Source organism: Marinobacter sp., assembly GCF_034669625.1.
In the GTDB taxonomy this organism is placed as follows: domain Bacteria; phylum Pseudomonadota; class Gammaproteobacteria; order Pseudomonadales; family Oleiphilaceae; genus Marinobacter.
The window spans coordinates 73433-88822 of the sequence record NZ_JAXMOY010000010.1; the positions used below are offsets into that span (position 1 = coordinate 73433).

Here is a 15390-nt window from a genome sequence, read left to right on the forward strand (position 1 = left end):
CTAATGAAGCGGGGCGTTGTCCCCGTTTTCTTTTTTTAGACGAAGTGTAACCTTGAGATCCTGAAAACCTTCGGCGAAACGCGTAAAATGGTCGACCCATTGGCATTGGCGCAACCATCTTCAAGGATAAGGTATTGCAGTTTATGGTAGACAAGCTAAAGAATCAGGAACCGTGTGTTCGCAGCGAACTTTCGGTAGTGGATATGGCGGTCACGATTATTCGGCGACGTCGAGCATTTCTGGTGGCGTCGATCGTTGTATTTTTTGCGGCTCTTGGTTTTGCTGTTTTGCCTGCCGACGAATATGAATATACGAGCTTGGTGCAACTCGCGAAGGATGCTGAAGGTGAGACAATCGAGCCTGTCGATACGTTGGTTGAAACCTTCGAGAGGCGATGGCTTCCGCAAGTGGAACGCTCGTACGAAACGGAATTTGGAGAGATGCCGTTTGAAGTGAACTTCAAGGCTTCGCAATCGGGCGAGGTCATTCGATTGACCACGTTGGCTGCTGACGAATTGAGTAGCAAGGTGGAAGAAGCGCACTCTGAACTACTCGATGTATTTATGAAGAGACAGGAGTTGCTGGTTAAGAGACAACAGCAGGTAGCAGCCCGACAGATCCAATCGTTACAGGAGCTTAGGAGTTCATTGGGAGAAGCCCGGCCAAGCTCTGATGCTGATACGTCTTTAGCTGCCCGTATTGCAGAGTTGCAGGTCGATGCGGATGCATTGATTGAAGCGGAAGTTATCGCAGTAAGTAAACGTAGCTTCCAACCTAAAGGGCCGCATAGGTTGTTTATTGTGGCGGTTGGCATTCTCCTTGGTATTGTCATTGGTGTTTTGACGGTGTTGCTTTTAGAGTTTGGTAGCGCCGTTAAGACGCGACTGAGGTCAGGTGAACCTTGCTAGTCATTAGAGACGATAATCGTGGCTCGATTCGTTAGGGCGTTTGGCGCCAGAGTGGTTTCAGCTGGCGGCAGTCTGGTTATCGTATTGGTTCTGGCCAAGTTCTTTGGCGTAGAAGCGCTAGGGGTTTTTGCGGTTGCCCATGCATTTTTCGTCGCTGGTTCACTGGTCGCGACTTGGGGCGCAGGCAATGCGTTAATGAAGTTTGTGGGCGCCGATCGTGTAAGCGCCGGCACTTTGTGCATTGTCGTTTTCGCAATCAAGCGTGCAGTGTGGGTTGGGGGTGTTTTGGGGGCGGTGTTGGCCGCTTCAGCCCCTTGGCTAGCCGACCGTTTCGATATGGCGGAGTTGTCACCCATTCTGATCGGGGTCGCTGTTTCTATTCCTCTGATGGGATTGGTGCGGGTCCTCTCGGGTATATACAAGGGGCTGGGTCGCGCAGACATCGGGTGCTTATTGGATAATGGCGGCGTCTTGCTGGCAATGTCGTTATTGGCCTTGGCCAGCGTTTGGCAAAGCGGCGAGTTTGCAATCACACTTGCGGTGTCTTACGGGGTTGCGACGCTCGCGTTTCTTGTATTCGGCCTGGTTGGTCTTCTGGGGTACTGGAAGCAATTGTTGGCTGCTTCAGCCGAAGTGGATACCTTCCGTACAGGCGCGCATCGTGAAGACTATAAGCGCTATAAAAGTGTTGCCCAAGATTTCCTGTACGTAAATTGTAGCAGTCTCCTGATGCATTCTGGTGCCTTTATCCTGGCTGGTTTATATCTGAGTAAACAGGACGTTGGTTTATTAAAGGCTGCTCAGCAGGTGGCGGTTGCCGTTGAGTTCGTACAAATGGTGCTGAATGCTATCTATCCGCCGAAGTTCGCTCGGGCATGGGCTAAGCGTAATACCGCCGAACTACGGTCGTTAGTGCATAGTTGTTTTGTGTTGGGTTTTTGGGGCGCTTTCCCATTTTACATTGTGATTACTTTGTGGCCCGGGGAGGTGTTGAGTTTGCTTGATAGGGGCCTGGCACAAGGCGGGGGCGTGTTGATACTCGTGGCCACGGGGCAGATGATCAATGTGTTAACTGGCCCCGGAGCTCAACTCTTGGGAATGACCGACTATTCCCGCCGGATGCGGAATATTTCGATTGCCTCTTACGTTTTGTCATTTTTAGTGATGCCCCCGTTGATCGATGCGTTTTCTGTGGAAGGTGGCGCGATTGCGTTGCTGTTGTTTATCGCTCTTCCAAACGTTATCGCCTTATATTACGCCTCTAAGCTGGTAAGTATCAGAGTTGTTCCAGGTTTTCGGGATTTCTGGGGCATCACCAAGCGCTGCGTTGCAATCAATCAAGGGCGTACTTAAAGCATGATGTTCATTGAACGGAATAGTCTGCTGGTTTTCCTGGGGGCTTTCTTTTTTTATGTTCTCATGGCATTTGGCGGTTTTTTCTCGTTTTTGTCACAGTATGTTTTCTTTTCACTATCTGTATTGTTGATTTTTTTTGCATCGGTGTTTTTTTATCTGCTTAAATCTCGTGGATCTGAGTTTGGTTTCGTCTTTTATGTGTTGCTTGTATTTAGTGTTTTTCTGCTGATTGGAGCAGTTCGGAGCTACGAGCCCGTTTACGCGTTAGAGAAGTTCGATGCTTTCATTGTTGTGACCTTAATTGCGTGTATTCTATCCGGAAAACTCATATCAAATTACGGTCAATATCGATTCTGGCATTGTTATCTCCTTGTTTCGCTGGCGATTCTCGCGATGACCATCGTGTTCAAGTTGAAGTTTGGGTTAATGGATCGTGATGTTCGGTTCTTTCTGAACGGTCCGATCGTTTTTGGTTGGTTAATGGGGTTTGCCGCGCTGGTATCCTACGTGAATTTTCTTCGGCGACAGAAGTTGCACCTGTTTCTGGTAACGGTGCTGTTTTCATTGGCGGTGGTTTGGACAGCTTCGAAGGGGCCGCTTGTTGCCTTGGCTTTTGTCTTCTTCTATTTTTCTTTGGCCCACCGAATTGGTCGGCGTTATCTACTGCTGGGTGGTTTTTTTGCGATAGGTGTCGCAGCCGTTTTCTTTGATGTGTTATGGGCGGCGTTTTTGGATTCACGATTTTCCGGTGTGTATAGACTAGCGCAAGCAGATGTAACTCAGTCTGACTGGGGCTCTATCGGAATCCGACAGGCGATGTTGTTTGATTCCTTAGCTAAAATTTTGGAGTTCCCTCTGCTTGGTATCGGTTTGGGAAATTATCAGTACGACGTTTTGTTTTATCCACACAATGAACATTTGGAAGTGTTTTTAGAGCTGGGTGTATTTGCGGGTTTTTTTCACATTGCGGTCGTGATGTGGATGCTGGCAAAAAGTAACGTCGAGTACAGAGGCTATATTTTATTTTTCTTGTTGTGTACGTCGTTTAGTGGCGATATAGGTTATCTTCGGTTCGTTTATGTGCTTGGCTTTTTGGGTGTTATCCTTCGAGCCTCGTGCGTTATGAAAGAAACTGAAACTGTTAAATAATGCATGAAAGTGCTGTCTTAAAGATGGCGCTAAATTACCGGATAGGTTTGGCTTAATGCGAATTGTTTACCTGCACCAATATTTTAATACACCGGATATGGTCGGGGGGACCCGTTCATATGAAATGGCTCGCCGGATGGTGATGGCCGGCCATCAAGTGGACATGGTTACTTCAAGAACAGACAATGCTTTCACTGGTAACGAGTGGGTGAGGGAAACCATTTCGGGTATTAACGTTCATTGGTTGCCGGTTCAATACAACAATTCAATGAGTATTGCGCGGCGACTTCTCGCATTTACGGAGTTTGCTCGAAAGACCGGAGCTTATGCGGCGAAGTTAGAGGCTGATGTTGTTTTTGCATCCAGTACGCCTCTCACGATAGCGCTTCCAGGCGTGCGCGCCAGCCGAAAGCGAAAAGTCCCTCTGGTTTTTGAAGTCAGGGATCTGTGGCCGGAAGTGCCGATTGCGATGGGAGCACTTCGTCTACCTGGGAGCGCTTTCCTCGCTAAGCGGCTTGAAAAATGGGCGTATGAGAATTCTGAGAGGATTGTTGCTCTATCACCTGGTATGCGCGAAGGGGTGATCAACGCGGGCATTGATCCCGCCAAAGTTTCTTGCATACCCAATAGTGCGGATTTTGATTTGTTTAACTGCGCGCCGTCGGTTGGTGAGGGCTTTAGGGCCAGTCGCCCTTGGCTTGGAGAGCGCCCCCTTGTTTTGTACGCCGGGACTTTTGGCCGTGTAAACGGGGTAGATTACATGGTGAAGCTTGCCGAGAAGATGCTGGGCATTAACTCTGACGTGCGTTTTCTCGCGGTTGGAGCCGGAGCTGAATGGGATAGCGTGCGGAACCTGGCGAGTGCTTCCGGTGTGCTCGATGTCAATTTCTTTATGGAAAGCGCGGTGCCTAAGAAAGAGGTTGCTCAAATGTTCTCTGCGGCGACAATATGCTGTTCTTGGGTGATCGGGATGGAGGAGCTTTGGAAGAATAGTGCGAACAAGGTTTTTGATGCCATGGCCGCAGCCAAACCCGTTGCTATAAACCACGGAGGGTGGCAAAAACAACTCATTGAAGATCACGGCATTGGCGTGGCTCTGCCGACTGAAGTCAGTGAGGCGGCGGCTATAAAGTTAAATGAGTTTTTGCTGCAACCCGCGCTGGTTGAGTCTGCCGGGCAAGCAGCATTTAAGCTAGCTGAGGCTGAGTTTTCTAGGGATATACTAGCCAAGCGCCTAATCGGCGTTCTTGGAGAGGCAGTTGAGTCGTGATTAAGCGTGTGTTTGATGTTGTTGTTTCTGGGGGGGCCCTGCTGGTTCTGTTTCCTCTTTTAATGATTCTTGCGGTTGTTGTTGCCTCTAAGTTAGGCCGACCTGTGTTGTTTTCGCAGTTGCGCCCAGCGTTGGGGGGCAAGCCTTTTCGTATGGTGAAGTTTCGCACGATGACGGATCAGCGGGATGCGAATGGCGAGTTGCTACCGGATTCGGAGCGTATGACCGGCTTCGGCCGGTTTTTGCGTTCGACGAGCCTTGATGAGCTTCCGGAACTTTGGAATGTCTTGAAAGGTGATATGAGCCTTGTTGGGCCAAGGCCGCTGTTGATGAGCTATTTGTCGCTGTATTCCGAAGAGCAATACCGTCGCCACGATGTTCGCCCTGGCGTGACGGGTTGGGCACAGATAAATGGCCGTAATGCGATCTCTTGGGAAGAGAAATTCAAGCTGGATGTATGGTATGTGGACAACCGGTCGTTGTGGCTGGATTTAAAGATACTGTTTTTGACCGTGAAAAAGGTTCTCGTGCGAGATGGAATTAGTGGTGAGGGGGAAGTTACTATGGCACCTTTTACCGGTAGCGAAAAAAAGGATATGAAGTGATATGGCCGAAACACTGGTAGGAATTTACGGTGCAAGCGGGCTAGGACGCGAAGTCTTGCCCTTGGTCCGCGCCCAGCTGCAGGCAGTCGATGCTGATTTGGTTTTTGTAGACGACGGTGACGTTGGTGCTTCGGTTAACGGCTATAGGGTTCTGAGTTACGAACAGTTTTTGGCTTCTGATGCACCGGGTAAGCAGATTGTTTTCGCGATCGCTGATGGAAAGATCAGAGAGTTGCTCGCACAAAAGTGTGCCAACGACGGTGTCTCTGTGCTTTCAGTGAGAGCTGACAATGTGGTTGTGCTTGACGACGTATCAATCGGAGAGGGAGCGATTCTTTCTCATTTTACTCAGCTTACTTCCAATATTCGCATTGGTAAGCATTTTCACGCGAATATTTACAGCTATGTAGCCCATGATTGTGTGATTGGAGATTATGTGACTTTTGCTCCATCAGTACGCTGTAATGGCAACATAATGATTGAAGATCATGCATATATTGGAACAGGGGCTATCATCAAGCAGGGCGCCCCTAATAAACAACTGATCATTGGCCGAGGTGCGGTTGTTGGTATGGGGGCCGTGGTTACAAAGGATGTCCCGCCGGGCGTTACTGTGGTTGGCAACCCTGCTAAGGTGTTTGCGCCCCGAAAAGCGTAAAGTGCGCCTCTGTATTTAAGCGTAAGTGGTTGTCTCATTTTTCAATCTAGAAATAGAACTCGTTAATTATGTTAAACGGTCCGTTTTCCCCTTGGCCATCTTTCACCGATGAAGAGGCCAATGCTGTACGCGATGTGCTGTTGTCTAATAAAATCAATTATTGGACTGGGCAGGAGTGTCGTGAATTCGAGCGAGAATTTGCCTCTTTTGCCGACGCAGGACACGCCGTTGCCGTGGCGAATGGTACGGTGGCATTGGACTTGGCGTTGAGGGGATTGAATATTGGGCCGGGAGATGAGGTTGTGGTCACGCCTCGAACCTTTTTAGCGTCCGTTTCAAGTATTGTGACTGCTGGAGCTATCCCGGTGTTTGCAGATGTTGATCGGGATAGTCAGAACATTACGCCCGGTACCGTGCGCGAGGTGATTACTCCCCGGACGAAGGCGATTATCTGTGTGCACTTAGCCGGCTGGCCTTGTGACATGGATGGCTTTATGGCGTTGGCAGAGGAATATTCCCTTTTTGTGATTGAAGATTGTGCCCAGGCCCATGGTGCTCGATATAAAGATCGCTCAGTTGGAGCTCTTGGCCACGTGGGGTGTTGGTCGTTCTGTCAGGACAAAATCATGACGACTGGCGGCGAAGGCGGCATGGTGACGACCAATGATAAGGCCCTGTGGAAGCGTATGTGGGCTTTCAAAGATCACGGTAAAAGCTGGGATGCCGTTTATGAACGCGAGCATCCACCTGGTTTTAGGTGGTTGCATGAAAGGTTCGGTACGAACTGGCGAATGACTGAAATGCAGGCTGTGATTGGCCGTATCCAGTTGCAGAGGATGGATGAGTGGCATCATCTGCGTATTCGTTATGCTCAGAAAATCTGGAGCACTGCTTGTGCACTCCCGGGGTTACGAGTCCCCGATATTGACGACGATATCGAGCATGGTGCATACAAAACTTATGTATTCGTAGAACCCGAAAAGTTGGCAGAAGGCTGGGGACGTGATCGCATTCAGCAGGCCATTGTCGATGCCGGTGTGCCGTGTTCCTCTGGCTCTTGTTCGGAGGTTTACCTGGAGAAGGCTTTCGATAACACTAATTTTCGCCCTGATCAGCGTTTGCCTGTAGCCCAGGATTTGGGAGAAACCAGTTTGATGTTTTTGGTGCATCCAACGCTTACGCTGCAGGAGATCGAGAAAACCTGCCGCGTGTTGCGTGATGTGATGGCCGAAGCAGCTGAGTGAGTTGGTGTGCTTTAAAGGAGTGTGGAGTGTGAGAAATAAAATGATTATGAAAGTTCTGCACTTTTCACGGCCAACAAAACGAGCGATTTCCGTGATCACGGACATTGTGCTGCTGTTAGTGGCGATATGGGCAGCCTTTGCTTTACGGTTTGAGAGCCTTTCTTGGGTGCCTAGTTGGCATCAGTTGTGGGTATCGGGCGCGACAGTGCTCTTCACTGTTGTGGCTTTCGTGAAACTCGGTTTGTATCGCGCTGTCATTCGATACCTGAGTGAGTACGCCTTTCTCGCCATCCTTTCGGGGGTGGTTATATCCAGCATTTCATTGATTGTTTTTGGGTTTCTATTTCAGGCCTTGGTGCCGCGTTCGGTGCCTGTTTTATACGGCGCGTTTGCATTTTTATTGGTTGCCGGAACGCGGTTTGCAGTGAGAAGTATTGTCCGCCAACCGGGGCGGAGCTCCAAGGAGGCGGTGCTGATTGTAGGGGCCGGACCGAAGGGGATGCAGCTGGCTTCAGCGCTTGCTCAAGGCGTTGAGTTTAGGCCTGTTGGTTTTGTTTCGTTGGTTGAATCAAATCATAAATCGCTAATTGGAAACCTTCCCGTTTTCTCTATCGCGCATATTGAAAAAGCCGTGCGCAAGCAGGATGCCTCTCGAGTGTTGCTTGCCCTTGAAGATAGCGCGCCGGTTAATCGTAAACAGTTAATGCAGGTTCTTGAACGGTTGTCGGTGCCCGTGCAAACAGTGCCATCCATGTCGGAGTTGGTGGCAGGGCAGGCCCGCATTAACGATATCCGAGATTTGGAGATTGAAGACCTATTGGGGCGGGACCCGGTTCGCCCTGATGCTGCCGCTGTTACTCAGAGTCTTTTCGGGAAGTCAGTTCTTGTGACAGGCGCGGGAGGTTCTATCGGCTCGGAGCTGTGCAGGCAAATTCTGAAGCACAGGCCAAAAACGTTGGTGCTGTTCGAGCAATCTGAGTTTTCACTTTACTCCATTGAGCGCGAGCTCCGAACAATTAACCAGATTGAAGGGTTGAACGTTTCGTTGCACGCCGTTCTGGGCAACGTTGTGCACCGTCGCCGGTGTGAGACAGTTATGCGTTCGTTTGGCGTTCAGGCGGTCTACCATGCAGCAGCGTACAAGCATGTGCCACTCGTTGAGCACAATGTCATTGAAGGTGTTCAGAATAATGTATTTGGTACTTGGCACGCGGCGGAAGCGGCGGTAGCGGCGGGCGTTGAGCGCTTTGTGCTGATTTCAACCGATAAAGCTGTGCGCCCGACAAATGTGATGGGGGCGAGTAAGCGCTTGGCAGAGTTGGTGTTGCAGGGTTTGGCGCAGCACCAGAGCAAGACGGTGTTTTCTATGGTGCGTTTCGGCAACGTGCTGGGTTCGTCTGGCTCGGTTGTTCCTTTATTCCGCGATCAAATCCGTGATGGTGGGCCAGTGACAGTTACGCACAAGGACATTATTCGTTACTTCATGACGATTCCGGAAGCCAGTCAGCTGGTATTGCAGGCTGGCAGTATGGGCAAGGGAGGAGAGGTCTTTGTGCTGGACATGGGCGAGCCCGTCAAAATCGCTGACCTGGCCCGCAAGATGATTCATTTGATGGGGCTGGCAGAAAAAAACGACGAGAACCCTTCAGGCGACATTGAGATTGTTTATTCGGGGCTACGCCCCGGCGAGAAACTGTTTGAAGAGCTCTTGATCGGTGATGACCCGCAGGGTACTGAACATTCGCGCATCATGATGGCCAAGGAGGTCTCAATGCCGTGGGATGAGGTGCGTGTTTTGTTGGATAAGCTTGCCGAGGCGAGTCGCGAGTTTGATTGTGGTAGCGTTGTGGCGATGTTGCGTGAAGCACCGACTGGCTACTCACCGAATGGGGAGGTGGTGGATCTGGTTTGGTGCAATAGCGAGCGTGGTCAGAATGACCAAGATGCTCGTATAGCGAAAATTCACCATCTGCCTGGCGTTAATTCGTACTGAGATTGACTCCGTTGGTGCATAGAACCCTTCGTACAACAAGGATTGTTGCATGATTGAGATTAGTCACCATGGCGCTGTGAATGGCGTCATCGGTTCCTGCCAAGAACTCTCTATATCCTCGGATGACCAGCTCACTCAAGCTGGAACCCTCATAGACTGCGGCGTATTCCAAGGCAATGAATCCAAACACCGTGCGACCGCTGAAAACCTAGCAATAGATTTCTCCAACGATCACATCCGCGCCTTGGTGGTCACCCACGTTCATATCGACGACGTTGGCCGCATTCCCTATTTGTTAGCCGCTTGGGTTCGACCGTCCAATTATTTGCTCCGAGCCTTCCGCCGTGATGCTCCCAATGATTCTGGAAGATGCGCTGAAGATTGGCTTTACGCGGGACCATCGATTAATCGAACGTGTATTGGGTGTGATTCGCGAGCGTCTGGTGCCGGTACGGTGTTGATCCCGGCGTTCAGTATTGGGTGGACTCAGGAATTACTGTATGAGATTGAGCGACTAATTACGGAGTTCGGTGATTCGAAAATCGTACAGGCTAAGAGTGGTGCGGCTCGTATCTGGGATAATCTAGAGGTTGTGGTCGATTCTCCGCTGGCAGTGGAGTTCACCAACATATACCGTAAACTAAAGCCCTATTGGGACGAGGAAGCACAAACACTCGTTAAATCCGGCCGCCATCCGCTGTCGTTTGAGCAGTTATCGGTGATCAATTCTCACGATGAACACCTGAATGTCGTAGAATACCTCAGCAAATCTCATCGCCCGTGTGTGGTGTTGGCCGGTTCCGGCATGTGCGCCGGTGGCCGGGTGGTGAATTATTTAAAAGCCATGTTGGGCGATGCGCGCAACGACGTTTTATTGGTTGGTTGTCAGGCTGCCGGCACACCCCGGCGGGATATATTGACCTACGGCCCGGAAGGCGGCTGGGTTGGGCTAGATGGTGAACGTTACAACGTCCATTCGAAAGTGCATCAAGTAAGCGGTTATTCAGCTCGCGCGGGGCAGGACGATTTGTTGCGGTTTATTGGCGGCATTCCAGTCCCGCCCAAAGAAATCCGCATCGTGCACGGCGATGACGACGCAACGGCAGCGTTTAAGCGAGAACTAGAAACTCGCTTGCCCAACACACAAATTTTAATACCTAGGGCCAGGCCCACAGACATTTAACCGATTGAAATGTAGCCGGGGGCTGACCCCCATTCGGGTTTTTGGAGGAGTGATGAAGAAAATTGCGGTTGTAGGCTTGGGCTATGTGGGGTTGCCACTGGCTGCGGCGTTTGGTGAGAAGCGTGAGGTGATAGGTTTTGATATCAACACCAAACGTATTGAAGAGCTGAAAGATGGGGTGGATTTCACCCGCGAGTTGTCCCGCGAAGAACTGGCAACCGCCACTCAGTTGTCGTTTACGGATTCGGTGGACGGTATTGCCGATTGTCACGTCTACATTGTAACCGTGCCGACTCCGATTGATGAATTCAAAACCCCGGATCTGACCCCGCTGGTCAAAGCCAGTGAAACCGTTGGCAAGGTTCTGAAGCAAGGCGACATCGTCATTTACGAATCCACGGTATACCCTGGTGCTACGGAAGAAGTCTGTGTGCCGGTGCTGGAGAAAGTATCAGGCCTGACGTTCAACAAAGATTTCTTCGCCGGTTATAGTCCAGAGCGAATTAACCCGGGTGATAAAGCGCACCGTGTGACGACCATCATGAAAGTGACTTCTGGCTCTACGCCGGAAATTGCCGAGGAAGTGGATGCGTTGTATGCGGATATTATTACTGCCGGTACTCATAAGGCCAGTTCCATTAAAGTCGCTGAAGCGGCTAAGGTTATTGAAAACACTCAGCGCGATTTGAACATTGCGTTGATGAACGAGCTTTCCATGATTTTCGCCAAGCTAGGTATTGATACTCATGAGGTATTAGCAGCGGCTGGTACCAAATGGAACTTCCTACCGTTTAAACCAGGTTTGGTCGGTGGTCACTGTATAGGTGTAGACCCGTATTATTTGACCCATAAAGCTCAGGCGATTGGTTATCATCCGGAAATCATTCTGGCTGGCCGCCGGGTAAATGACAATATGGGGCCTTATGCCGCTTCTGAACTGGTTAAAGCCATGATTAAGAATGGCCAGTCCGTTTCAGGCGCGAAGGTGTTGGTGATGGGCCTGACGTTTAAAGAAAACTGCCCGGATTTGCGTAACACCCGGGTTGTGGATGTGATCGCAGAGCTGAAAGATTATAACTGCGAAGTGCACGTAACCGACTGCTGGGCAGATAATGCCGAGGCAGAACAGGAATATGGCATTTCTTTGGTAGATAAGCCTGAAAATGGGTATTACGACGCAGTATTCCTGGCGGTGCCTCATAATGAGTATGCTGCAATGAGTGCTCAGCAATTGAGAGCTTATGCAAAAGATAAAGGGATACTTTTTGACCTGAAAGGTATTTTGCCATTGGGTGAAGCGGATATTCGATTGTAATAATAGAGTCTGTTGTATTTAGAAGCCGACCATCGTGTCGGCTTTTTTGTTATATTTGATTAATCTACTTTGCTAAAGCTCCATTTATTCATTAATATTCACCCTGACTTTCCAGTCATGTTTTTTTTGTTTAAATCATCAAAGATAAGGTCTGACTTCCATGGCGAAGATCAACGATTACTATCAGAAAAAACAGCTTATGGAAAAGCTTGCAGCAGAGCTGGAGCAGCTCGAAAATGACCAAGCGCTTAAACGCGAGTTGGAATTTGAAAATAAAGTTCGTGATTTGATGACCGAATACGACAAGTCACCAAAGAGTGTATTGCAAATTCTGGCCGCGATTGATCCTTCTATTGCCGGTGCTAAAGCGGAAACAGCAACAGGTACTCGTGCCAAGCGCCCGATGAAGACCTATAAAAACCCGCACACCGGTGAAGTGGTTAAAACCCGTGGTGGCAACCACAAAACTCTGAACGAGTGGCGTGAGAAGCACGGTAAAGAAGCGGTTCAGGGCTGGCAGCAGGACTAAGTCGCTTAGGTAGCCCCCTTTCCCCGCAATGGGGGAGGGGCTATGAATAAATCACTACTTTATTTCGCCCGCCTTCTTTCGCTTTATATAAAGCCTTATCCGCCTCTTGCATCCACTGCATATAATTCTCCCGCGTACCGGTTAATTGGGCTATCCCCATACTGATGGTGTATTGGATATTACCGGCGCTTGTGTTTACCGTGCTTTGTGCAATGGTTTCCCTAATGCGTTCGCACAGGATACGCGCGTTTTCCGCATCGGTTTCGGGCAGGATAAGACCGAATTCTTCCCCGCCGTAACGGCCGGCAGAATCGGATTGGCGAATGCTGTCGTGGGTGACTTGTGCGGTGTGGCGAATAACGTCATCCCCGGCAAGGTGGCCGTAGGTGTCGTTTACTGATTTGAAGTGGTCGATATCAAACATCACCAAGGTGGTGGTTTGGCCATATCGGCCGTAGCGTTCGTATTCTGCATCCACCAGGTTTTCCCAAGTGCCTCGATTGAGCAAACCGGTTAGCCGGTCGGTCATACTCAGTTTGGCCAATTGTTGGTTGGCCCGTTCCAGTGCCCGTTTGCTGCTGGCGAATTCGGTGACGTCGTATATCAGTAAGCAGACCTTGTCGACTTTGCCCGCCGAGTTTGTGAGTGGGCTGATGGTCAGGTTTTGATACATGAATTCCTCAGTACCCGTGATGGGGCGGGAATTGCGAAACCTGAACAGGTAAGGGCGCTGCTCCCATGAGGTAAAGGTGCGAGTGTTCAGTGTGGTGACCGCATCCACTTTGCGGGTGAGCCAGGCTTGGGGAATATCCGGGAAGGCGTTGAAAATCTGTTGGCCACGAATTTGAGTGGCGGTAATGCCGCTGTGGTTTTCCATAAAGCCGTTCCAGGCTTGCACACGGAATTCGAGATCCAATACCACCAGGCCTACTTCCACGGTTTCGATCATGTCGGCAAGCCAATGGAAAGCGTCTGCGTTTTGCGTTTCAAAAGCCATGGTCAGTCCACCAAATATTCGAGACGTTTTTCCAGAAAGGGTACGGAGTCTTCGGTAAACAGCACCAGCATGTCACAGCGAATGTCCCGATTTTCGATGATGTAGCAGATTTCCAGACACAGCAACTGCTCTTCGCGGCTGCTGTGGTGTTCCAACAGTTCGTTGATCGGGCGGTGTTGACCCAGCACGGACGGGTGGCCAAGGCCTAGCTTGATGTCGAGTTGATCGCTCACGCCGTTCAGGAAGGCTCCAAACAGAATGCTGGACATGTCCATCAGCACTTCTACATCGATAGCGTCACCTTCTACGCCTTCGTAATGCAGTAGCTCTGCCATTTCCTCAAAGCTGGCGTCATCGAATAACAGCAAGGCTTCGCCGGCCAAACCCGCGCCAGTGAAACCCTGACATACGGCTGAAAAGGTATTGCCCGCCTCAGCGGAGGAGATCGCCATGTGAAGTTCTGAGCTGGCGATAAAGGCGACTTTCGGGATGGGTTGCTTGACGAACACGCGCAGCAGTCGAGCCAAAAGATCAGACGACCGCCCCATAGCGACGTTGGCAGTTTCCTGCAGGTATTCGGTCAGGCTGATAGAGATTTCCGGGGTGTGGCTTGGTTCCGAGAATGAACTTCCTTGAGCGGCCAGTGCAGCGAGCTCTTCTGGGCGGAAAAAACCGTATTCCTGCAATAGGTCTGCGACAAGTTCGGTGCTTGTAGGTTTTTTGATGAAATCGATGGCGCCAAGTTTACGTACCCGCTCCCGTGCTTCCGGCTGAATGTCGCCGGAGACCACAATTGTGAGCACCGAAAGATCTTCTTTGCGGATATGTTCGAGTACCTGGTAGCCGTCTAAACCCGGCATGTTTAAATCCAGAAACAGCAGTTCCGCTTGGCCTTCGCGCAGAATGGTAAGGGCTTCTTCGCCGTCTTGGGCGAACAGTACTTGGTCAGCGAGCCCGGAGGGCAACGCGCGGGCCATTTGTTTGCGGGCGAGCGCGGAGTCGTCGCATATCAGGATTTTGGTGTTCATGATGTTTGGTTTGGTGCCCGAATCGTCGAGTGACAAGAATAGCCTATTTTGATGTGTATGTATTTGCTACGTTTCGGGGGTTGCGCTGGATTTGAATTAAAGATGTGTGTTCTCCGATGTCTGGCAGGCTGTGATGTGGCTCACTCTATTGGCTGTTGGCTCTCGGTTATAGTGGGTCAGTCGGGCGTCGAAACTGACTTATAAACGATATTTAGAGACATTATCTATGATTAAGTGTGCGTTCGGATACGCTGCCCTTACCTTGTTTTGCTTGGGTATTTCGCCCGTTTCCCAAGCTGAATTAGCACCTATTACCGATGACGCGATGGGTGAGGTGACTGGGCAGGCGTTTATGCAAATAGAAAACATCGCCGACCAGAATCATGATTTTACCCGAATGTCGCTGGGCGTGGATGTAGAAACAAGGGTGAATGTTGATGAAGTGAAAATCGGCGAGCTCAATGCTGGCATTGACTTCGCGGCCACTCATGTTGCCCTTGGTCACATTGCACGTACGAACGGAGAAATCTACAACGGCGTTACCTATAACGAAGGCGATGCTGTTCCTTTCGAAGCCTATAGTCCTTATATCGAATTGGCTGAAGACGCTGCCGGTTTGGCGGGCTTCCGCATGGGCTTTCAGGAAGCCCGAGGGTCGATTTCTTCGAACACCACAAGTTTTAGCGGCAACATCGGGATGAAAATTGAATCCGGTGGTCAGATTTATGACGCTCAGCTGTTTGACGGTGCAGGGGGCGCGGCAACCGATTACCGCGCCACGCATATTGGCTTGGCGCCGGATGACCGGAATACAGTGGCCAGTTGTGACGTTGCGACCAATTGTGCGCCGTTAACTCAGCTTCGTTCGATCGATATCGGCGAAGATTCCGGGCAACCGGGCGTGGCCGATTTCACCGACGGATTCTTTGTCAGCTTTCTGAGGGATGACAGTGTGGCGTGGCAAACTCTGGATGGGACGAGTGCTATCAGCGTTGGCCAAGGTGTTTACATTAACCTACCCACGAACATGACGGTTGATGTTCAGCAACTGATCGGCCCGGGTATCGATCGCCTCCGTACTCATCAGGTGGATATGGGGACTAAGTTGTTTTGATTTTGTTAGACTCCTGCTAATCATTCACAAGGTGGGAGTCT

Annotated in this window: 13 protein-coding genes and 1 pseudogene; 12 read left to right on the plus strand and 2 right to left on the minus strand. The window is 50.4% G+C overall.

Translation table 11 applies throughout. The features are described 5' to 3' along the window. Positions 1 to 134: 134 nt before the first annotated feature. The 11 genes and pseudogenes from VOI14_RS10470 (at position 135) to VOI14_RS10520 (ending at position 12210) form a co-directional block, all read left to right on the plus strand. Complete coding sequence (locus VOI14_RS10470; protein ID WP_323751999.1) at positions 135 to 908, plus strand: hypothetical protein; 774 nt, start codon at positions 135 to 137, stop codon at positions 906 to 908. An 18-nt stretch (positions 909 to 926) separates the two neighbouring features. Beyond that, positions 927 to 2261: a lipopolysaccharide biosynthesis protein gene (locus tag VOI14_RS10475; protein WP_323752000.1), complete on the plus strand. Its 1335-nt coding sequence runs from the start codon at positions 927 to 929 to the stop codon at positions 2259 to 2261. 3 nt (positions 2262 to 2264) lie between these two features. Continuing rightward, positions 2265 to 3413, plus strand: a complete 1149-nt coding sequence (locus VOI14_RS10480) for an O-antigen ligase family protein (RefSeq protein WP_323752001.1) — start codon at positions 2265 to 2267, stop codon at positions 3411 to 3413. A 55-nt stretch (positions 3414 to 3468) separates the two neighbouring features. Next, positions 3469 to 4683, plus strand: a complete 1215-nt coding sequence (locus tag VOI14_RS10485) for a glycosyltransferase family 4 protein (RefSeq protein ID WP_323752002.1) — start codon at positions 3469 to 3471, stop codon at positions 4681 to 4683. Beyond that, positions 4680 to 5288, plus strand: a complete 609-nt coding sequence (locus VOI14_RS10490; RefSeq protein ID WP_323752003.1) for a sugar transferase — start codon at positions 4680 to 4682, stop codon at positions 5286 to 5288. Before VOI14_RS10485 ends, VOI14_RS10490 begins: the two co-directional genes overlap by 4 nt. 1 nt (position 5289) lies before the next feature. Next, a complete protein-coding gene (locus VOI14_RS10495; protein ID WP_323752004.1) occupies positions 5290 to 5946 on the plus strand; it encodes a NeuD/PglB/VioB family sugar acetyltransferase in 657 nt (218 codons plus the stop codon). Between the two features lie 68 nt (positions 5947 to 6014). Further along, positions 6015 to 7190: a DegT/DnrJ/EryC1/StrS aminotransferase family protein gene (locus VOI14_RS10500; RefSeq protein ID WP_323752005.1), complete on the plus strand. Its 1176-nt coding sequence runs from the start codon at positions 6015 to 6017 to the stop codon at positions 7188 to 7190. A gap of 40 nt (positions 7191 to 7230) precedes the next feature. Continuing rightward, positions 7231 to 9183 (plus strand): nucleoside-diphosphate sugar epimerase/dehydratase, encoded by a 1953-nt coding sequence (locus tag VOI14_RS10505; protein WP_323752006.1) that lies wholly within the window; start codon positions 7231 to 7233, stop codon positions 9181 to 9183. Positions 9184 to 9232: 49 nt separating this feature from the next. Then, a pseudogene (locus VOI14_RS10510) lies at positions 9233 to 10366 on the plus strand (MBL fold metallo-hydrolase). Between the two features lie 52 nt (positions 10367 to 10418). After that, positions 10419 to 11681, plus strand: a complete 1263-nt coding sequence (gene tviB / locus VOI14_RS10515; RefSeq protein WP_323752007.1) for a Vi polysaccharide biosynthesis UDP-N-acetylglucosamine C-6 dehydrogenase TviB — start codon at positions 10419 to 10421, stop codon at positions 11679 to 11681. 160 nt (positions 11682 to 11841) lie between these two features. Beyond that, positions 11842 to 12210, plus strand: a complete 369-nt coding sequence (locus VOI14_RS10520) for a histone-like nucleoid-structuring protein, MvaT/MvaU family (RefSeq protein ID WP_323752008.1) — start codon at positions 11842 to 11844, stop codon at positions 12208 to 12210. Between the two features lie 40 nt (positions 12211 to 12250). Here VOI14_RS10520 and VOI14_RS10525 read toward each other — a convergent pair whose 3' ends face one another. Then, on the minus strand, positions 12251 to 13207 hold the full coding sequence (locus tag VOI14_RS10525; protein ID WP_323752009.1) for a diguanylate cyclase: 957 nt from the start codon (positions 13205 to 13207) through the stop codon (positions 12251 to 12253). 2 nt (positions 13208 to 13209) lie between these two features. After that, a complete protein-coding gene (locus VOI14_RS10530) occupies positions 13210 to 14235 on the minus strand; it encodes a response regulator (RefSeq protein ID WP_323752010.1) in 1026 nt (341 codons plus the stop codon). A gap of 226 nt (positions 14236 to 14461) precedes the next feature. Here VOI14_RS10530 and VOI14_RS10535 point away from each other — a divergent pair, with 226 nt between their 5' ends. Beyond that, positions 14462 to 15349 carry a hypothetical protein gene (locus VOI14_RS10535; protein WP_323752011.1) on the plus strand — a complete coding sequence of 296 codons (888 nt, stop codon included), beginning with the start codon at positions 14462 to 14464 and terminating at the stop codon, positions 15347 to 15349. Positions 15350 to 15390: the final 41 nt, after the last annotated feature.